Source organism: Streptomyces sp. DSM 40750, assembly GCF_024612035.1.
Classification (GTDB): Bacteria; Actinomycetota; Actinomycetes; order Streptomycetales; family Streptomycetaceae; genus Streptomyces.
Map to the genome: position 1 here is coordinate 5,277,117 of NZ_CP102513.1, position 18,624 is coordinate 5,295,740.

Sequence of the window (18,624 nt, forward strand, 5' to 3'; positions counted from 1 at the left end):
CTCCTGACCAGGTGAGCCGCATGACAAGGGCACCCGGCGAGACGCCGGGTGCCTTTGTCGTGGCCGTACGAGCTGATGCTCAGGCAGGCACGCTCAGCCGCGGAAGCCGAGGATGCCGTGCAGGGTGTCACCGCTCGTCGCGGCCGGCCCCTGCGTCGAATTCAGCGTCGACTGGGCCGAACTCTCTTGCGCGGCCGCAGGCTTCGGGTCGGGCAGCTTCTTGCAGACGGCGTCGACCTTGCCGCTGCCACGGGGCACCTTGCCGTTGGTGAGGTACGTCGCCAGGTGCTTGTCGAGGCAGGTGTTGCCGCTGAGCGTGATGCCGTGGTTGCCGCCGCCCTGCTCAACCACCAGGCTGGACTTCTTGAGCAGCTTGTGGACGGTGACGCCACCCTGGTACGGGGTGGCCGCGTCGTCCGTCGCCTGGAACAGCAGCACCGGCGGCAGCTTGGAGTTGGCGACGTTCACCGGCTTCAGCGACTTGGTCGGCCAGAACGCACACGGCGCGTTGTACCAGGCGTTGTTCCAGGCCATGAACGGCGCCTTCTTGTGCACCGCCCAGTTGTCCTTGGTCCACTTCTTCCAGTCACGCGGCCAGGACGCGTCACGGCACTGCACCGCGGCGTAGACGCTGTAGCCGTTGTCGCCGGAGGAGTCGATGGCGGCGAAGTTCTCGTACGACTCGACCAGCGGGGCGTCGTTCTTGTCGTTCACGTAGGCCGCGAACGCCTCGGCGAGGTAGGGCCAGTAGCCGTTGTAGTAGCCGCCGGGGAGGAAGGTGTCCTCCAGCTCGGAGGCGCCCACCTTGCCGCCCGCGGGCTTCTTGGCGAGGGCCGCCCGCATGGCGTACCACTTGGCCTCGATCTTCGCCGGGTCGGTGCCGAGCTTGTAGGTGGCGTCGTACTTGGCGACCCACTTCGTGAACGCCTTGTGGCGCTTGTCGAAGGCGTAGTCCTGGTCGAGGTTGTCCTCGTACCAGACACCCGTCGGGTCGACGATCGAGTCCAGCACCAGGCGCCGCACCCGCTCGGGGTACAACTTGGCGTAGACCGCGCCGAGGTAGGTGCCGTACGAGTAACCGAAGTAGTTGATCTTCTTCGCGCCGAGTGCCTTACGGATCGACTCCAGGTCCTTCACGGCACTGATCGTGTTGATGTACGGCAGGACGTCCTTGTGCTTCGTGGCACAGGCCTTGGCGAAGGACTTGGCGCGCGAGAGGTTGGCCTTCTCGATCGCGGACGTGCTGGGCACGGTGTCCGGGCGCACCGGGTTGAAGTGACCCGGCTTGCAGTCCAGGGCGGGCTTGCTCTTGCCCACTCCGCGCGGGTCGAAGCCGACGACGTCGTACTGGGCCGCGACCTTCTTGGGCAGGGAGGACGCGACGAACCCGGCCAGCGTCAGGCCACTGCCGCCGGGGCCGCCCGGGTTGACCAGCAGCGGGCCCTGGTACTTCTTCGCGGTGTGCGGCACGCGGGACAGCGCCAGCGTGATCTTCTTGCCGCCCGGCTTCGCGTAGTCGAGCGGCACCTTGACCGACGCGCACTGGAGCGTCGGGTAGTCGGCCGTGGCGCACTTCTTCCAGGCGACCTTCGCCGCGGCGGCCTGGACGGTGTTCGCGGAGTGCGACGCGCTGGCGTTGGCGGGGACGGCTGTGAGCGTCCCTGCCAGGACGACGGAGGCGCCGCAGAACACGGCTGCGCTTCTTCTCATGGAGTTCTCTCGCAACGATGAGGGGGGTTCAGGGCCGCGAGGTACGCGGCCCGTGCCGCATGCTTGCGGAAGAGCGCACCACACAAGAACCTATTCGACCAAGACTTGACTGAATTGAGTCATTGCAAACGCTCAAGTGACTCACAGAAAAGAGCAGTTGAACCAATCCGGGACATTGCCGTCCCACCGATGAGGGCGCTCGGCGAGCACCGGGCGCCCCCTCTCACGCCGTGGTCACTCCGCCGCACAGCTCACGCTCGGCGCACCCCCACCCCCGGGCGCGCCCCCGAGGCCGAAGCTCGCCGAACCTCCCGCGGCGACAGCCCCGTTGTGGGCGGCGTTCGTCGCCGTCACCGTCGTGCCGCTCTGGGTGTACGACGCGTTCCACATGTTGGTGATCCGCTGGGCGCCGGGCCAGGTCCAGGTCACCTTCCAGGAACTGATCGCGGTCGTACCGGTGTTCGTCACCTTCACCTCGGCGTTGAAGCCGCCGCCCCAGTCGCTGCTGACGGTGTAGGCGGCGGCGCAGGCGGCCGTTCCGCCTCCGGGGCCGCCGGGGTCGTCCGGGTCGTCGGGGTCGTTCGGGTCGGTGCCGTCGGACGGGAAGCCCGGGGCCTTGATGCTCGCCAGATAGCCGTCCTTCACCGTGTCGACGGTCTGCCAGTCGTCCTTCAGAATCCCGCCGGTGTCACCGGAGTTGGGGTTCCAGGACCAAAAGGTCCAGTGGAAGGAGTCGTTGCCGTGGGCGGAGGTCGAGCGCAGGTACGTCACCAGGGCGGCCAACCACCTCTGATCGACCGTCGACTGGAGCGTCGTACCGAACTCGCCCACCCACACCGGCGCGATGTTCTGCTTGAAGATGTAGCCCCAGTACTTGTCCCAGATCCCGGGCATGTTGTCGGGGAAGGACGGGTCGCTGAACCAGCTCTGCTGGGCGACGCTCGTGGCGTAGTCGTGGGCCGAGTAGACGACGCGGTTGGGGACGTCCAACTGCACCGGGTACTGGGCCACGCCCATCAGGTTGCCGCCCCACCAGCCCGAGACGCCGTTGAACGTCTGGACGCCCTCCACGAGGATCAGCAGGTCGGGGTTGACGGAGAGGACCGCGTTGCCGGCGCGCTGGGCAGCGAGGCGCCAGTCCCTGGTCGTGTCGCCGCAGCCCCAGCAGGCTGGATCGTGGGGCTCGTTGTGGAGGTCGATGCCGATGACCGTCGAGTCGCCTTTGTAGCGGGTCGCCAGTGCCTTCAGGTTGGTGATCCACGTCGTCTCGGGGACGGCCGACGTGTACCAGAGGGCCGACTGGCCGGCCGCGTCCGGGCGGTGGCGGTCGAGGATGACCTTCAGGCCGCTCCGACCGGCGTACGCAACGATCTTGTCGAGCACCTGAAGGGACGTCAGGCCTTGCAGATCGGCGTTCTTGCCGTCGGAGTAGTTGACGCTGTCCGGCATGGTGCCGGACTTGAGGATGTCGTCGCTGTAGGGCATCCGGATGGTGTTGTAGCCCAGCGACTTCATCTGGTCGATCATGCTCTTGTAGTCGCGGGCCCAGAGGCCGTGGGTGACGTGGTTGGCGGTCTCGAAGCCGAACCAGTTGATGCCGGCGATGCGGACGGGCTGGCCGGACGCGTCCAGGAGCCGGCGGCCACTGGTGTGCCAGTAGCCGGCGCCGGCCTCCGCCGCGCCGATGCCCGCCGCGCCGACCTCCGGCGCGGTCGCCGCGGCCGCCGGGTGCGCGCCGCCGGACAGGGGCAGCACGAGCACGGCGGCGGCCGCGCACAGGGCGCCCAGGGTTCTCCGTAAGCTGCGGAACATGTCGCTGCTTCCTCCTCGGGAGGCGCGGGCCCGGAACCGGTGGGAGCGCTCCCACCACCCGCACCTCCCATGGAAGACAGGTCACATGGACACGTCAAGGCGTCCGGCGTCACCTGGTACACCGGACGCCCCCGCGACGACGAGACGCGGCCTCGCCGACCTACGTCAGCGGCCGAGCGCCTTGAACCTCCGCACCGTCAGCGGCTGAGCTTCTTGAACCTCCGTACCGCCAGCGGCAGGAAGATCACCGTCAGCACCACCGGCCACACCCCGGCCATCAGCAGCGCGTTCTGCTCGATCCAGGAGTCGCCGCCACCGACCGGCGTCCCGAACAGTTCGCGGGTGGCGGCGGCTGTGGAGGAGATCGGGTTCCAGGCGGCGATCCAGCCCAGCCAGTCGGGCATGAGCTGCGGGGCCACGAAGATGCTGGAGATCATGGTCAGCGGGAACGCGACCGCGAACAGACCGCCCGCCGCCTCGGGGTTGGGGACCATCAGGCCCAGCCAGACGCCGATCCAGATCAGCGCGAAGCGGAGCCAGAGGAGCAGGCCGAACGCGGCCAGGAAGCCGAGGCCCGCGTCCGGGCGCCAGCCCATCGCGAAGGCCGTCAGCATCATGATGGCCAACTCCGCGCAGGCGACGAGGAGATCGGTCACACCCCGCCCCGCGACCACCGCCGACGGCGCCATCGGCATGGAGCGGAAGCGGTCGATGACACCCTTGGTGGAGTCGTAGACCACCAGCGTCGCCGTGTTGATGAACCCGAAGGCCATCGTCATCACGAACATCCCCGGCATCAGGAAGTCCCGGTAGTCCCCGCCGCCGGGCACCTGCATGGCGCTGCCGAAGACATAGCCGTACAACAGCACGGACAGGATGGGAAAGCCCAGCTGCCAGGCGATGTTGACCGGCTGGCGCCGGTAGTGGGTGAGGCCGCGGCGGACGATGTTCCAGCAGTCGGCGAGCAACCAGTACGTACGGCCGTGCGTGCCCGGCGCGCTCAGGTCGACGGCGGTCATGCGGCAGCCCCCTTCTCGGTCTTCCCGGCCTTCCCGGCCTTCCCGGCCTTTTCCGTCTTCTCGGCCTTGTCGCTCTTCCCGGCCTTGTCCCTCTTGCCGATCTCGTCGGCCGTCCCCGTCTTCTCCGTGCGGTGTCCCGTCAGGCGCAGGAACACGTCGTCGAGGCTCGGCCTGCGCAGCCCGATGTCCTCGACCCGTACGCCCTCGTCCTGGAGGGTGCGCGCCACCTCGGTCAGGGCCGAGACGCGATCGGTCACGGGCGCGTGGACACGCAACTCCGTGTCGTCCGACTCCGGTTCGCCGTCCGAGACGCGGGCGACGACCTTCACCGCGCGCGCGATGTCGGCGCGCTCGGCGACGACGACCTCGATGCGGTCGCCGCCGACCGTGCTCTTCAGCCCGTCCGGGGTGTCGTCTGCGATGGCCCGACCCTGGTCGATGACGGTGATGCGCGAGGCCAGCTTGTCGGCCTCCTCCAGATACTGGGTGGTGAGCAGGACGGTCGTGCCGCTCGCCACCAGCGCCCGTACCGTTTCCCAGACTTCGCCCCGGCTGCGCGGGTCGAGGCCGGTCGTCGGCTCGTCGAGGAAGAGGACGGCCGGGGCGAGGATCATCGAGGCGGCGAGGTCGAGCCGGCGCCGCATACCGCCGCTGTACTTGCCGACACCCTTGTCCGCGGCGTCGGTGAGCTCGAACTGGTCGAGGAGTTCGGCCGCGCGCAGCTTCGCCCTCCTCCCGCCCAGATGGAACAGCCGCCCGAACATCTCCAGGTTCTGACGGCCCGTCAACACCTCGTCCACCGCCGCGTACTGGCCGGTGAGGCCGATCCTGGCCCGCACCTCGCGCGGATGCCGCGCCACGTCGAGGCCGGCCACCGTCGCCCGGCCGCCGTCCAGGCGCAGCAGTGTGGACAGGATGCGTACGGCCGTGGTCTTGCCCGCGCCGTTCGGGCCGAGGAGGCCGTGCACCGTGCCCTCGCGGACAGTGAGGTCGAAGCCGTCGAGCGCGCACTTCTCCCCGTACCGCTTCTCCAGGCCCTCCGCCCGCACCGCGTACCCGTCGCCGCCTCGGGCTCCGTTTCCGTCGCTCATGAGTCCCCCTTCTCTTTAATTGGGTACACCGTACCCGATTGCGCGTACGTCGTACCCAGTTTTTTCCCGAGGACATAAACTCAGGTCATGACAAGGGGCAAGGGCAGTACGGGCGACGGCGCGAGCGGCGGCCGTACCGGTGGCGGTGCCGGCGGCGGTACGGAGACCAGCGGCAGCGGCGACATCGTCCGCACCCTCCAGCTGCTGTGGGACACCGGTCGACGCCCCAGCCGGGGTCCCAAGCCGGGGCTCACCCTGGACCGGATCGTGGAGGCGGCCGTCCTGGTCGCCGACGCCGAGGGCCTGGCGGCCGTCTCCATGCGCCGCGTCGCCACGGAACTCGGCACCGGGACCATGTCCCTGTACCGCTACGTCCCCGGCAAGGCCGAACTGCTGGACCTGATGCTCGACCGCGTCCAGCGGCCCTCCGAGAACCCCGCCGACCTGGGCGACGGCGACTGGCGCTCGGCCCTGGAGGCCTTGGGCCGCGCGACCCTCGCCCTCTACCAACGCCACCCCTGGCTGCTCCAGGTCAACCAGTCCCGCCCGATCCTCGGCCCCAGCGCCCTCGACGGCATGGAGAAGGTCCTCTCCCGCATCAAGTCGATGGGCCTGACCGACCCCGAGCTGGTCTCCGTGATGATCGCCGTCGACGGCTATGTCGTCGGCGCCGCCCGCACCCAGCTCTACCAGCAGGAGGCGGAACACCGGACCGGCCTCACCGACAAGGAGTTCTGGCAGGCCCAGGCACCCGTCCTCGAAGAGCTCATGACCTCCGGCCGCTATCCCCTCCTCGCCGGCCTCTCCGAGGACGCCTTCGCCCCGGACTTCGACCACTTCGAGTTCGGCCTGCAGCGCATCCTGGACGGGCTGGAGGTGTTCGTCGGGCAGCGGCGCGGGGGCGGGAGCAGGGTCCGGGGCGGGGGCAGGGGCGGGGAAAAGGTCTGACGACGAGGGCTTTCGGGGGACTATCTTGCTCGGGCGAAAAGCCGTCTCGTCCGCCCAACCGGGCGCCAGGGGCTAGGAGTTGGAGATGGACGCACCGCACGTGCCGGACGCGCAGGACGCACCGGACGCGCAGGACGCACCGGACACGGCCAAGCGGCTGCGGGCGATCGGCGACGAGCTGTCGGACCGTTTCTACGAGCGGGCCGACGTGGTGCGGACTCTGGTCGTGACGCTGCTGGCCGGACAGCACTCGCTGGTGCTCGGCCCACCCGGCACGGCGAAGTCCGAGATGGCCCGGGAGCTCACCGGCAGAATCGAGGGCGCGTCCTACTGGGAGATCCTGCTGTCGAAGTTCACCGCGCCGACGCGGATGTTCGGCCCCATCGACGTCGCCGCGCTGGCCCGGGGCGAATACCGCCAGGTCTACGACGGCCGCGCCACGACCGCGCACATCGCGTTCATCGACGAGATCTTCAAGTGCTCCACGGCGGCGCTGAACGAGACGCTGGGCTACCTCAACGAGCGGATCTACCACCCCGAGAGCGGCGGCGAACCCATCCGCTGCCCCCTCATCGGGGCCATCACGGCCAGCAACGAACTGCCCGGCGGAGAGGACTCGGCCGCGATCTACGACCGGCTGCTGGTACGGATCGAGGTCGGATACCTGGCGGACCCCTCGAACTTCGCCGCGCTGGTCCGCTCCGCCGTCAGCCGCCCGGCGGCACCGACCCGGACCACCGTCGAACTGGCCGCGTTGCAGCACGCCGTGACCGAAGCCGTCCCGGCCGTGGGCGTCCCCGACGTGATCGTGGACGCGGTGTGCACCTTGCGGGCCGCCCTGCGCCGCAAGGAACTCGTCGCCTCCGACCGCCGTTGGCGGCAGGCGGTACGGCTGCTCCAGGCGTCCGCGTACCTCGACGGCCGCCCGGCGGTCGCCGAGACCGACCTGTCGGTGCTGACGCATGTGCTGTGGGACTCCCCCGCCGAGCGCCCGACCGTCGAACGCGAGGTGCTGCACCTGGTCAACCCCGACGCCAAGGAGGCACTCGACCTGGCCGACGCCATCGAGGAGCTGGAGGCCCAGCTCGACGCCATGGCCGGGCAGTCCCGCGAGGCGCTGAGCGAGTGGGTCATCAAGAAGGCCCACAACAAGCTCGCCATGGCGGGCAAGCGGTTGGAGAAGCTGCGCGAGGAAGCGGCGAGCGCGGGCCGCTCCACCGCCGCCATCGACCGCGTCACCGGCCGCCAGCGCGCCGTCCGCGCCCGCGTCCTCACCGAGGCCCTCGGCGTGGACGCGAGCATGGTGCAGTCCCAGTTCTGAGGACCGGGAGCGCCTGGACACCGGGAACACCGGGAACACCGGGGACACCGGGGACACCGGGGACACCGAGGGAGATCAGGACCATGGGCGAGAGACCGGGCAAGACCATGGACACGGCACCGGACAAGACGATGGGTACGGCACCGGGCAGTCTCGACGAGTTGGCGAGCCGGGCCGGTCCGTGGCTGGGCCTGTCCGCCACCGCTCCCGAGCGGCACACCGAGGCGGTGGTCGCGGACCGGTTCGACCGGATCACCTGGCGCGACACCTATGAGCAGTCGGCCGGACTGCGCGAGCTGGCCCAGGAACTGAACGAGCGCCACGCCCACACCGCCACCGACCTCCTGACCGACGCGTTCCTGGCCGCCTACAAGGTCCGCCCACGGTTGCGCGAACGCCCGGAGATGGACCCCTCCCGGCTGGTCAACCACCAGGTCATCACCTCGCTGGTGGAGTCACCGGAGTTCGCCGAGCTGCACCGGGAGACGGCCGGCGACCCCTACGCCGCCGCCATGGCCGTACTCGCCCAGGCCAGCGCGCTGCGCCGGATGCTGGACCACGCCCGGGACGCCCGGGAACAGGCCGAGCGGGCGAAGAAGGCCCAGCGGGACGCCGAAACCGCGGCGACCGCCGTGGGCGAGGCGCTCCAGCGGGCCGCCGAAGGCGGTGCCGAAGACGGCACCGTGTTCCCGACCCCGGTTCCGACCCCGACCCCGGCCGCCGCCGACGCCGTACGACAGGCGATCGAGACCGCCGAGGCCGCCGAGGCCACCGCTCGGCAGGCCGCCCGGACCGCCGCGCAGGCGCTCGCGGCGGCGGCCCCCGGTATCCGTACCGCCGCACGGAGCGCGGCGGCGAAGGCCGCCGAGGCCGTACGCGAGGAGGCCGCGCTGATGCGGGCATGGGGCGTCGGTGCCGGCGAGCTGGAGCGGCTGCCGTTCGACCAGCGGGCCCGGCTCGCCGAGCGGCTGCGTACCGGCCGTCTCGACCAGTGGGCCGAACTGATCGGCCGCTTCCGGCAGATGGCCGCCGGTGAGCGCGCCCGCAAGGTGGAGAACGCCACCGGGGAGCTGGTCGGCGTGACACTCGGCGACGACCTCTCCCGCGTGATCCCTTCCGAGCTGGCCAACCTCGGACTGCCCGGGCTGCGCGCGGTGTTCGCCGCCCGCTACGCCGCCGGGGAACTGATGCTCTACGACAGCCAGGGCGAGCAGACCACCGGTCAGGGCGCCGTCATCGCCTGCGTGGACACCTCGCACTCCATGTACGAGGCGGGGCCCGGCGGGGTCACCCGGGAGGCGTGGGCCAAGGCGTGCGCCCTGGCACTGCTGGACCAGGCCCGTGACGCGGGGCGTGACTTCGTCGGCATCCTGTTCTCCGCCGCCGACAAGCTCCAGGTCTTCCGCTTCCCGGCCGGCCAACCCGCGGGCATCGACCGGGTCCTCGACTTCGCGGAGACCTTCCTCGGCGGCGGCACCAGCTACCAGAGGCCGTTGACGGCGGCCGGCGAACTGCTGGCGGAGGAGTTCGACGACGCCGCCCGCAGACGCGGCGACATCGTGATGATCACCGACGACGACTGCGGTGTCACCGAGGAATGGATGCGCGGCTGGAACGACGCCAAGCACCGGCTGGGCTTCCGCGTCTTCGGCGTGGCCGTCGGCGCCCCGCGCGTCGCCGAGGCCGACTCGGTCCTGGACGCCCTGTGCGACAACCTCCGCGCCATCGAGGACTTCACCGACGTCCACGCCGCCGCCGACCTGTTCCGCGTGATCTGACCCGGCCTCACGTCCACGTGACCGGTGCCGGGTGGGTCAGGACGGCCGGCGCAGCAGCCGCTCGAAGGCCCCATACGGGGTTCAGGACGGCCGGCGCAGCAGCCGCTTGAAGCCCCATACGACGACCACGGCCCCGGCGACGGCGAGTGCGCCGACCTTGACGGTGGAGCTGGTGCCGTCGCCGTCCGCCTGGGTGGTGCCGGAGGAGCCGTCCCCGTCGGAGGACGACGAACCGGAGCCGTCGCTCCCGGAGCCGCCGCCGGGCACGTCCCGGGCGACGACCGTGCTGCCCGACCCCTCACTGCCGTACATGATCGTGGAGCCGTCGGTGGTGAAGGTGACGGACTCCCCCTGCCGCTGCAACGGCACGCTCAGCCGCTCGGCCTTCTTGATCTTGCCGTCGTTCCAGTCGTAGAGGATGGCGCCGAAGTACGCGCGCAGGGCGAGGTGCTTGCCGTCGGGCGAGAACGCGCCGTCGGTGACCTCCAGGTCGGGGACGGCGGCGACCTTCTTGAAGACGTTCGTGCCGGAGGCGGAAAGCTCGGCCGGTCCCTCGTACAGCGACCCGCCCGCCTCGTTCTTGTCGGCGATGTAGACCCGCCCGGTCTTCGGATGCACCATCAGCGCCTCCGCGTCCCGCGCCCCGTCCTCGTACTTCACGACGTACTGCGTGGCCTTGATCGTCTGGTCCGTCAGCTCCTTCGGCTCCGGCAGCTCGTAGATCCACACGTACGCCCAGGTGCCGCCGAGGTTGTCGCCGATGTCGCCGACGTAGAGCCTGTTGTCCGGGCCGATGGAGATCGCCTCGACGTCCCGCGGGGTGCCGACACCCGTCATGGTGACGGTGGCGACCGTCTCGCCCGTCTCGCTGTCCACGGCGTACAGGAACGCCCCGTCGTCGCTGTCGTTGTGCGTCCAGTAGACCCCCGGGTGCTGCCGCGACGCGGCCAGTCCGCTCGACTCGGTGATCCTCGGATCCTTCATCGTGAACCCGTCGTCGGCGGCGACCGCGGGCGCGGCCGACACGGCGGCGAGCAGGATCGCGGCGAGACCGGCGAAGCCGGCGAGGAACGGGTGGAGGGGGCGACGGCGCATGTGCCAAGCCTGCCATCCCGCTCCGCCGGGTGGGGCGGGGAGCGCCGTGGGGGTGTCCGGTGGGTGGTCGGGGTGCGGGTTGTCCGGTGGTTGGTCGGATGCGGATGGTCCGTGGTTGGTCGCGCAGTTCCCCCGGATGCGGATTGTCCGTGGCTGGTCGCGCGGTTCCCGGCGCCCCATTTGACAGAACCTCCCGAGCCACGTGGCGCCGACACCGTGACGTGGCAAGGTTCACAGCGCTGTCCGGGCCGACAGCCCCTACCGGCCGGTAGCGATCGTTCATGATGTGCGAATGCTCAGGTTCATGCCCGTAGGCGACTCCATGACGATCGGGAGCGCGGGCGAACACACATGGCGCTACCGGTTCTGGCAGCACCTGTGCGCGACGCACGACGACCCCTTCAAGATCGTCGGCCCGCGCGAGACGCTCTACGACAAGGCGCTGGACGCCCCGACGTCGTACGAGTACGCCGACACCGACCCGCGTTTCCCCCGCGCCCATCTCGCCGGCTGGGGCGAGGGCTGGCTCCACATGGCCCCGCTGATCGCCGACGCGATCCGCGAACACCGCGCCAACGTGCTCCTCGTCTCCCTCGGCCTCATCGACCTGGGCTTCTACACCAACGCCGAGCAGACCGCCGAGAACACCCGCCGCTTCGTCGCGGCCGCCCGCGAGGCGAACCCGCGCGTGCGCATGGTCCTCCTGCCGGTCACCCCGAACGTCCGCGCCGAGTCCGACGCCTCCTTCGCCACCCAGGTCGCCCGCTTCAACGAACTCCTCGCCAAGACGGCCGCCGACCTCGACGAACCCCGCTCCCCGCTCCTCCTGGCGTCCCCGCCCCCGTCGTACGACATCCACTGGGACACCTACGACGGCACCCATCCCAACGCCTCCGGCGAGCACAAGATCGCGGCGGCTTTCGCGAGCGCGATGCACGAGGCGTGGGGGCTGGGCGGACCGTACGAGTCGTCGTAACGGCCACGGGTCGTCGTAACTGCCGGGGGTCGTCGTAACTGCCGGGGGCCCGAGCGGTCCTCGTCGTGCACCCGCGCCTAGGCGGGCTTCCTGGCCGTCACCAGCGCGAACGACAGATACTCCCCCCGATCGGCCTCCAGCATCTCCACGACCGCCTGATTGATTCCCCCCGGCTGCGACTGCCGCTCGACGCACGCCCGCGCCCACAGCGACCAGTCCCGCCAGCCGTCCTCCTGGAGCCGGGCCGAGGTGACGTCGACCAGCTCGGTGATCGCCCACTGGAACCGCCACCACTCGGCGGTGTGCCAGGCGATGGCCTCCCAGCCGACGACGTCCTTGATGTGGGCCGGTATGAACCCGAGGTCGCGCACCTCGCGGGTCAGCGCGGGCGTGGCGACGCCGAGCTGCCCGCCGGGCCGCAGGAACCGCACCAGATACGGCAGATAGCCGTCCGCTGTCCCGAAGTACTCGAACGCGTCGACGCTGACGACGGCGTCGAAGCTCCCCTCCTCGAACGGCAGGTCGTGCGCCTCCGCCCGCACCGCCGTCACCCGGTCCCCCACCCCGGCCTTCTCGAAGACGCCCGCCGCCTCCTCCGCCGCGATCCACCAGTCCGCGGCCACCACCTCCACCCCGAACCCCCTCGCCAGGAACACCGACGTCGCCCCCTTCCCCGACCCCAGGTCCAACACCCGCATACCGGGCCGGAGTTCGAGGTCCCCCACCAGGTCCTCCAACAGCCACAGCGGATTCGGTCCCATGTCGAGATCGAGCAGCCAGGAGGGGTCGTAGGCGGAGGAGCGGGGGTAGCGGTCGGGGCGGTGGAGGGCGGCGAGCGCGGTCGTGGTCATGAGGGCCGACCCAAGCGGTTCGGGCGACGGGCGCGCAAGGGAGTTTCGCCGTGCCATCCGTGTCCCGGTCACCGTGCGTATCGTTGTACTGCGCGGCCGTCCTCGATCGAGGGGCGGCCGGGGAGGAGCGCCACGATGACCGTCCTTGACGACAGGATCGAGATGGCCGAGGGAAGCCGCGAGCTGACTCTGGACGTCATGTTCGAGTGCCTTGAGAAGATGCCCATCCCCGAGGGAACGAAGGTCGAGATCGTCGGGGGAAACATCTTCATGTCGCCGCAGCGCCAGACTCACTTCGAGATCATCTTCGACATCTTGGTGCAGATGCGCGACAAATACACCCCGAAGCGGCTGGCATCGGACGTACGCATCGACTTTCCCGGGGAGCTGAACGGCTTCGCCTGCGATGTGGCAGCGGTGGCCGATCGGTCCGTGAAGGACAGCAGCGGCCGTTGGCGCTACCAGGACATCGAATTCGTGGCGGAGGTCATCTCAAAGGGCACCGCCGCCAATGACTACGGCCCCAAGAAGCTCGCCTACGCCGTCGCCGAGGTGCCCGTCTACCTCATCGCCGACCCGTACCAGGGCAGGTGCCACATCTACACCCACCCCAAGGACGGCGACTACGCGACCGAGACGAAGATCCCCTTCGGAGACGACGTGGACCTCGCCGGCACCGTGGTCGGCCTCACCCTCAAGACCGACGAGTTCCCCCGCGACTGAGCCCGTCGCGTCAAGCCGTCAAAGGCCTGGCCAAGAACCGCTCCCCAGTCGGCCGGTGGCTTGATCGGCCGCCTCATGCTCGCTTGGATGACCCGGTCGGACGTGACCCGCGCGGGCCGCGTCGAGCGGCGCCGCGGCGGGAGGGGTACCGGAGATGGTGGGGGCCGGGCGGGCGCTGGGGCGGGAGTTCCGGTGGCTGTGGGCGGCGTTCGCGGTCAGTTCGTTCGGTACGCGGCTGGCGTTCGACGCGTTCCCCCTGATCGCGGTGCTGGTCCTGGACGTCGGCCCGACGGAGGTCTCCGCACTGGCGGCCACCGGCCTGGCGGTCGGCGCGGCGGTGGCCGTACCGCTCGGCCCCTGGGTGGAGTTCCGCCGCAAACGCCCGGTGATGATCACGATGGACCTGGTCCGCTGTGCGACGCTCCTGACCGTCCCGACGGCGTACGCCCTCGATCTGCTCACCTTCCCCCAGCTCCTGCTGGTGTCCACCGTCGTCGCCGCGGCCGACATCACCTTCACGGCGGCGAGCGGCGCCTGTCTGAAGTCCCTGGTCCCCCCGGAACACCTGCTGGCCGCCAACGGCCGCCTGGAAGCCACGACCTGGACCGCCACCATGCTCGGCCCCCCACTGGGCGGAGCCGCGCTGGGCATCTTCGGCCCCGTGACGACCCTTGTGGCCGACGCGATCAGCTACCTCCTCTCGGCGGCGGGCATCCGAGCGATCGGCGGCAGAGAGCCCCGTCCGACACGACACGGGGCGCTACGGGAACCCGCGCCGGGAAACGACCCACGGCCGGAGCCCGCGCCGGAGACGGGCCCGCAACCGAACCCCGCGACAAGGACCAGCCCGCAACCGGAGCCGGCACCGAAGACCGGCCCGCAACCAAAGCCCGCACCGCAGACCGGCCCGCAACCAAAGCCCGCACCGCAGAAGCCCGCCACGGAGACCATCCCGCCACAGGAGTCCGATCCGGGAAGCGAGCCGCCCCGGGAACTCGATCCGGGAAACGCGCCGCCCCGGGAACCCGATCCCGGAAGCGCGCCGCCGCTGGAGCCCTCGTCACAGCGGCCCGCGCCAGGGAACGGCCCGCGCCCCACCCCCGCACCCCGTCTCCGCCCCGGCGACCTCCTCGACGGCTGGCGCTACATCCTCACCAACCCGGCCCTCCGCCCCCTCTTCCTCAACACCCTCCTCGTCAACGCCCTGATCATGGTCGCCTCGCCCCTGATGCTCGTCCTCATGGTGGGCCAACTCGGCTTCTCCGCCTGGCAGTACGGCCTCGCCTTCGCCGTGCCCTGCGTCGGCGGTCTGATCGGCTCCCGCCTCTCCCGCCGTCTGGTCGCCCGGTACGGGCATCGCAGGGTCCTGCTGACCGCGGGAACACTGCGGGCGTGCTGGCCGCTGGGGCTGGCGTTCGTCGGCCCCGGTGCCGCCGGTCTCGTCCTCGTCATGGTCGTCGAGCTCGGCCTGATCACCTGCATCGGCGTCTACAACCCCGTACTGGCCACGCAACGCCTCAACGAGACCCCACCGGACCGCGTCGTCCGCACCCTCTCCGCCTGGTCCGTCACCAGCAAACTCACCACCGCGGCCCTGACGGCCCTCTGGGGCCTCCTGGCCGCCGCCACCACCCCCCGCACCGCGATCACCGCCGCCGGCGTCCTCCTCCTGGCGACCCCACTCCTCCTGCTCCCCCACCGCCGTCCGACCCGCCCCACCGAGTCGACTCTCAAGACCCCCCAACGCCCCCGGAACCCCCAGAACCCCCGGAACCCCCGGAATCTCCCGAAGACCTGAGCCCGAGCGTGGCGGCGAACGCCGAGAAGGTGGGCGCCACCACTCGCCACTCGCAATGCCTGGGGTCCGTCCAGAAGTCGCTGCCCACGACCCTGGGGTCCGCCGGATCGGTGCGGTAGTCGAGCGCGAGGGCCACGTCGTCGCCCGGCCGCCGATTGACGGCGACGAGGTACGCCTTCTCCACGTCGAGCCAGGGCAGTTCGACGGGCACCCCCCGCCGACTGCCCCGCACCACGTGAAACAGATCGGAGTCCGAGTCGTCGGCGAACATGTCCATCGACCGGGACTCCCGCTCCATCTCGGCCACGCCGCCGCAGAAGTGCAGCGGATCCTCGAACCAAGGAATCACCCGACCCATCTCCGCGTCCCCCGGATGCACCCACCGCCCCTCCCGCAGCAACGACACCAGCAACGGCGGCACGACCAGTCCCCGAATCCACGCGCGCTCCATGGCGCACAGGGTGGCACGGCCCCGTACGCCCATCACCGTCAGAACATCGTGTTGTCGTTGGCCGAGGTCGCCGGCACGTCCTGGAGCACGTCCCAGTGCTCGACGATCTTCCCGTTCCGTACCCGGAAGAGGTCGATGACCGCCTGTCCGCGTTCCCCCGGCGCGTTCACGTAGTGGCTGTGGACGGCGACGAGGTCGCCCTCGGCGATGACGCGCTTGGGGGAGACGGAGAGCTGGGGGAACTGCTGGAAGTAGGCGCCCAGCCCGGCCTTGACCCCCTCCACGCCGTTCGGGATGTTCGGGTTGTGCTGGTGGTACTCGGGGCCCCAGTACCTGTCGACCGCCGAGAGGTCCTTGCGCACCAGCAGCCGGTCGAACGCCTTCGTCACCAGCTTCTCGTTGTACGAGGTCAGCCAGGCCGGCCCGGGCTTGCTGGTCTGCGGCCGACTGACCGTGGAGAACATGTCGTTGCCGTTCGCCGACGACTCCGGCACCTCCTGCACCACGTCCCAGTGCTCCGCGATACGACCGCCCTGGAACCGGAAGATGTCGAACACGGCGGAGCCCCGACTGCCGGGCGTCAGCACGACGTTGGAGTGCACGAGGACCAGGTCGCCCTGCGCGAGGACCCGCTTGACGTCGTACTCGGCGTCCGGGAACTGCTGGTTCATCACCCCCGCGAGACCCTTCAACGTCTCCGCCCCGTCCGGCGCGAGCGGGTTGTGCTGGATGTAGTCCGGCCGCACGTAGCGGTCCACGACCGCCGTGTCCCCCTCCTCGAACACTCCCTTGAGGACGCGAACGGCAATGGACTTCTGGTGGGCGAGGCGCGCGGCGTTCCCGTACGAGACCCGCTCGGCGGCGGCCGTCGGGGCCGCGACCGCCGGTACGACGGCGACGGTGGACGTGAGCGCGACGGCCGCGAGGGCGGCGACAAGGGCACGACGGACAGGCGTGGTGGGGGTCACGATGCTCCCGGTGGATAGCTTGAAGTTTCAAGATTGCACTTACCGAAGGAAAGCACTAACCATGAGATAGCGTCAAGATCTCGTCCGTCCGGGCTGCCAGAACCCAACTCCGCTTGCCTAGAGCGCACTCCACCGCCTTGGCTAAGGAGCCATGAAGTACACACAGCTCGGACGCACGGGACTCAAGGTCAGCCGGCTGGTGCTCGGCACCATGAACTTCGGTCCGCAGACGGACGAAGCGGACAGCCACGCGATCATGGACGCGGCGCTGGACGCGGGGATCAACTTCTTCGACACGGCGAACGTGTACGGCTGGGGCGAGAACAAGGGCCGCACCGAGAGCATCATCGGCAACTGGTTCGCGCAGGGCGGCGAGCGCCGCGACAAGGTCGTGCTCGCCACCAAGGTGTACGCGAACATGGCGGCGAACCCCGACGCCTGGCCCAACCACGACAAACTCTCCGCCCTGAACATCCGGCGCGCGGTCGACGCCAGCCTCAAGCGGCTGCGGACGGACTACATCGACGTCTACCAGTTCCACCACATCGACCGGACCACTCCCTTCGAGGAGATCTGGCAGGCGATCGACGTCCTCGTACAGCAGGGCAAGATCCTGTACGTCGGCTCCTCCAACTTCCCCGGCTACAAGATCGCCCAGGCCAACGAGATCGCCGCCCGCCGGGGCGGCACCATCGGCCTCGTCAGCGAGCAGTGCCTCTACAACCTCGCCGAGCGCCGCGCCGAGATGGAGGTCATCCCGGCCGCGCGGGAGTACGGCCTCGGGGTCATCCCCTGGTCTCCGCTGCACGGCGGACTGCTCGGCGGCGTCCTCAAGAAGGAGGTCCAGGGCGGCCGCCGCGCCTCCGGCCGCGCGGCCGAGGCCCTCGCCGACCCGGCCGTCCGCGCCCAGATCCAGTCCTACGAGGACCTCCTCGACAAGCACGGCATCGAGCCCGGCGAAGCCGCCCTGGCGTGGCTCCTGACGCGCCCCGGTGTCACGGGCCCGATCGTCGGCCCCCGTACGGCGGAACAGCTCGAATCCGCGCTGCGGGCGTCGGAGCTGGAACTGAGCGACGAGCTCCTGACGTCACTGGACGAGATCTTCCCGGGCCCGGGCCCGTCCCCGGAGGCCTTCGCCTGGTAACCACCGGCCGTCCTTGAGGGCGCGGGGAACTGCGCGACCAGCCCCCACCGGCGCGCGGGTCCACAACGGTCCGCAGTTCCCCGACGGCCGCCGGAACGTACGGCTCGTACGGCTCGTACGGCTACTTACCAAGCGCCGCCGCGACAGCAACCACCGCGAACATCAGCACAAGCACACCGGCCATGATCCGGTTACGGGTCTTCGGGTCCACACCACCGAGCCTAACCGCACGCCCCCGGCCCCCTCAGGCGACCCCGGCGGCCAAGCCCCAGCGGCCAACGACCTCGTACCGCGGCTGCTCCCCCGGCACCCCCGAGGTCGGCAGATCGCTGCGCATCAGCGCCAGCTCGGCGACGGTCCACGTACGCCCGACGAAACGACCGAGCGCCTCGACGTACGGCCGCACCTCGAACGCCTCCCGGCCGCGGGCCACCGTCAGATGCGGCTTGTACCGACGGTGCTCCCCCATGTCCACCCCGGCCTTGCGCCCGGCCGCCTCCGCCCGGTCGGCCAGCAGCCGCAGGGCACCCAGGTCGCCCTCCGCCCCCGCCCACAGCGCCCGGCCGTGACCGAACTGTCCGCCGCCCCCCACCGCGAGCGGAAACGCATCGGTCCGGTGCGCGGCACGCGCCAGCCGCTCCGACAGATCCGCTGCGACGTACGCGTCGACCTCCCCGTAGAAGGCGAGCGTGAAGTGCCACCCGGGCGGCTCGGTCCAGCGCAGCCGGTCGGCGTCTGCCCGGCTCCTCAACTCCCCGATCACCAGGGCGAGTTCGTCGACGACGTCGGCTGGTGGCAGCACCGCGGCAAACAGTCTCATGCCGATCACCCTTCCAGGGAACGGATCACCTGGCGAGCGCTCCACGACCATGGACGTACGACATGAAGAGGTACCGGGGGGACGTCGGCCATGGTCGTGGTGGGGGGTGGGGGTGGGAG

At 70.3% G+C, this 18,624-nt stretch carries 16 protein-coding genes; 7 read left to right on the forward strand and 9 right to left on the reverse strand.

The genetic code is table 11. The features are described from left to right. Positions 1-93: 93 nt before the first annotated feature. From JIX55_RS23520 to JIX55_RS23535, 4 genes are all read right to left on the reverse strand, one after another. Positions 94-1,710 (reverse strand): alpha/beta hydrolase, encoded by a 1,617-nt coding sequence (locus JIX55_RS23520; protein WP_257565286.1) that lies wholly within the window; start codon positions 1,708-1,710, stop codon positions 94-96. Positions 1,711-1,944: 234 nt separating this feature from the next. Beyond that, positions 1,945-3,522 carry a cellulase family glycosylhydrolase gene (locus JIX55_RS23525; RefSeq protein ID WP_257565287.1) on the reverse strand — a complete coding sequence of 526 codons (1,578 nt, stop codon included), beginning with the start codon at positions 3,520-3,522 and terminating at the stop codon, positions 1,945-1,947. A gap of 197 nt (positions 3,523-3,719) precedes the next feature. After that, positions 3,720-4,541 (reverse strand): ABC transporter permease, encoded by an 822-nt coding sequence (locus JIX55_RS23530; protein ID WP_257565288.1) that lies wholly within the window; start codon positions 4,539-4,541, stop codon positions 3,720-3,722. Further along, positions 4,538-5,632, reverse strand: a complete 1,095-nt coding sequence (locus JIX55_RS23535) for an ATP-binding cassette domain-containing protein (RefSeq protein WP_257565289.1) — start codon at positions 5,630-5,632, stop codon at positions 4,538-4,540. The genes JIX55_RS23530 and JIX55_RS23535 overlap by 4 nt, the downstream gene beginning before the upstream one ends. An 87-nt stretch (positions 5,633-5,719) precedes the next feature. Here JIX55_RS23535 and JIX55_RS23540 point away from each other — a divergent pair, with 87 nt between their 5' ends. The 3 genes from JIX55_RS23540 (at position 5,720) to JIX55_RS23550 (ending at position 9,679) form a co-directional block, all read left to right on the forward strand. Further along, positions 5,720-6,580, forward strand: coding sequence for a TetR/AcrR family transcriptional regulator (locus JIX55_RS23540; RefSeq protein ID WP_257565290.1), 861 nt, complete (start codon positions 5,720-5,722; stop codon positions 6,578-6,580). Positions 6,581-6,665: 85 nt separating this feature from the next. Further along, positions 6,666-7,901, forward strand: a complete 1,236-nt coding sequence (locus JIX55_RS23545; RefSeq protein WP_257565291.1) for an AAA family ATPase — start codon at positions 6,666-6,668, stop codon at positions 7,899-7,901. A gap of 131 nt (positions 7,902-8,032) precedes the next feature. Beyond that, on the forward strand, positions 8,033-9,679 hold the full coding sequence (locus tag JIX55_RS23550) for a VWA domain-containing protein (protein ID WP_257569454.1): 1,647 nt from the start codon (positions 8,033-8,035) through the stop codon (positions 9,677-9,679). Between the two features lie 81 nt (positions 9,680-9,760). Here JIX55_RS23550 and JIX55_RS23555 read toward each other — a convergent pair whose 3' ends face one another. Continuing rightward, positions 9,761-10,774 (reverse strand): WD40 repeat domain-containing protein, encoded by a 1,014-nt coding sequence (locus JIX55_RS23555; RefSeq protein WP_257565292.1) that lies wholly within the window; start codon positions 10,772-10,774, stop codon positions 9,761-9,763. Positions 10,775-11,066: 292 nt separating this feature from the next. On the opposite strand from JIX55_RS23555, the gene JIX55_RS23560 reads away from it, so the two are divergent. Further along, the gene (locus JIX55_RS23560; protein WP_257565293.1) at positions 11,067-11,750 is read left to right on the forward strand and encodes a GDSL-type esterase/lipase family protein; all 684 of its coding nucleotides are present in this window, start codon (positions 11,067-11,069) and stop codon (positions 11,748-11,750) included. Positions 11,751-11,827: 77 nt separating this feature from the next. Here JIX55_RS23560 and JIX55_RS23565 read toward each other — a convergent pair whose 3' ends face one another. Beyond that, positions 11,828-12,601 carry a methyltransferase domain-containing protein gene (locus JIX55_RS23565; protein WP_257565294.1) on the reverse strand — a complete coding sequence of 258 codons (774 nt, stop codon included), beginning with the start codon at positions 12,599-12,601 and terminating at the stop codon, positions 11,828-11,830. Between the two features lie 135 nt (positions 12,602-12,736). On the opposite strand from JIX55_RS23565, the gene JIX55_RS23570 reads away from it, so the two are divergent. Together JIX55_RS23570 and JIX55_RS23575 are read left to right on the forward strand one after the other, a co-directional pair. Continuing rightward, positions 12,737-13,324, forward strand: coding sequence for a Uma2 family endonuclease (locus JIX55_RS23570; RefSeq protein WP_257565295.1), 588 nt, complete (start codon positions 12,737-12,739; stop codon positions 13,322-13,324). A gap of 154 nt (positions 13,325-13,478) precedes the next feature. Then, positions 13,479-15,122, forward strand: coding sequence for an MFS transporter (locus tag JIX55_RS23575; RefSeq protein WP_257565296.1), 1,644 nt, complete (start codon positions 13,479-13,481; stop codon positions 15,120-15,122). Here the strand turns inward: JIX55_RS23575 and JIX55_RS23580 are convergent. Both JIX55_RS23580 and JIX55_RS23585 read right to left on the reverse strand, forming a co-directional pair. After that, positions 15,055-15,573, reverse strand: coding sequence for a hypothetical protein (locus JIX55_RS23580; protein WP_257565298.1), 519 nt, complete (start codon positions 15,571-15,573; stop codon positions 15,055-15,057). The genes JIX55_RS23575 and JIX55_RS23580 overlap by 68 nt on opposite strands. A gap of 38 nt (positions 15,574-15,611) precedes the next feature. Then, positions 15,612-16,541, reverse strand: a complete 930-nt coding sequence (locus JIX55_RS23585; protein WP_257565299.1) for a nuclear transport factor 2 family protein — start codon at positions 16,539-16,541, stop codon at positions 15,612-15,614. Positions 16,542-16,692: 151 nt separating this feature from the next. Here JIX55_RS23585 and JIX55_RS23590 point away from each other — a divergent pair, with 151 nt between their 5' ends. After that, entirely contained in the window at positions 16,693-17,685 is a 993-nt protein-coding gene (locus JIX55_RS23590) for an aldo/keto reductase (protein WP_257565300.1), read from the forward strand. A 244-nt stretch (positions 17,686-17,929) separates the two neighbouring features. Here JIX55_RS23590 and thpR read toward each other — a convergent pair whose 3' ends face one another. Continuing rightward, positions 17,930-18,505 carry an RNA 2',3'-cyclic phosphodiesterase gene (gene thpR, locus JIX55_RS23595; RefSeq protein WP_257565301.1) on the reverse strand — a complete coding sequence of 192 codons (576 nt, stop codon included), beginning with the start codon at positions 18,503-18,505 and terminating at the stop codon, positions 17,930-17,932. Between the last annotated feature and the right edge of the window lie 119 nt (positions 18,506-18,624).

Excerpts from the sequence above, each read along its gene's own strand:
- JIX55_RS23530 (WP_257565288.1), bottom strand. The coding sequence starts at position 4,541 with ATGACCGCCGTCGACCTGAGCGCGCCGGGCACGCACGGCCGTACGTAC.
- JIX55_RS23555 (WP_257565292.1), bottom strand. The coding sequence starts at position 10,774 with ATGCGCCGTCGCCCCCTCCACCCGTTCCTCGCCGGCTTCGCCGGTCTC.
- JIX55_RS23520 (WP_257565286.1), bottom strand. The coding sequence starts at position 1,710 with ATGAGAAGAAGCGCAGCCGTGTTCTGCGGCGCCTCCGTCGTCCTGGCA.
- JIX55_RS23525 (WP_257565287.1), bottom strand. The coding sequence starts at position 3,522 with ATGTTCCGCAGCTTACGGAGAACCCTGGGCGCCCTGTGCGCGGCCGCC.
- JIX55_RS23570 (WP_257565295.1), top strand. The coding sequence starts at position 12,737 with ATGACCGTCCTTGACGACAGGATCGAGATGGCCGAGGGAAGCCGCGAG.
- JIX55_RS23575 (WP_257565296.1), top strand. The coding sequence starts at position 13,479 with ATGGTGGGGGCCGGGCGGGCGCTGGGGCGGGAGTTCCGGTGGCTGTGG.
- JIX55_RS23580 (WP_257565298.1), bottom strand. The coding sequence starts at position 15,573 with ATGGAGCGCGCGTGGATTCGGGGACTGGTCGTGCCGCCGTTGCTGGTG.
- JIX55_RS23545 (WP_257565291.1), top strand. The coding sequence starts at position 6,666 with ATGGACGCACCGCACGTGCCGGACGCGCAGGACGCACCGGACGCGCAG.
- JIX55_RS23535 (WP_257565289.1), bottom strand. The coding sequence starts at position 5,632 with ATGAGCGACGGAAACGGAGCCCGAGGCGGCGACGGGTACGCGGTGCGG.
- JIX55_RS23550 (WP_257569454.1), top strand. The coding sequence starts at position 8,033 with ATGGGTACGGCACCGGGCAGTCTCGACGAGTTGGCGAGCCGGGCCGGT.
- thpR (WP_257565301.1), bottom strand. The coding sequence starts at position 18,505 with ATGAGACTGTTTGCCGCGGTGCTGCCACCAGCCGACGTCGTCGACGAA.
- JIX55_RS23560 (WP_257565293.1), top strand. The coding sequence starts at position 11,067 with ATGCTCAGGTTCATGCCCGTAGGCGACTCCATGACGATCGGGAGCGCG.
- JIX55_RS23540 (WP_257565290.1), top strand. The coding sequence starts at position 5,720 with ATGACAAGGGGCAAGGGCAGTACGGGCGACGGCGCGAGCGGCGGCCGT.
- JIX55_RS23565 (WP_257565294.1), bottom strand. The coding sequence starts at position 12,601 with ATGACCACGACCGCGCTCGCCGCCCTCCACCGCCCCGACCGCTACCCC.
- JIX55_RS23590 (WP_257565300.1), top strand. The coding sequence starts at position 16,693 with ATGAAGTACACACAGCTCGGACGCACGGGACTCAAGGTCAGCCGGCTG.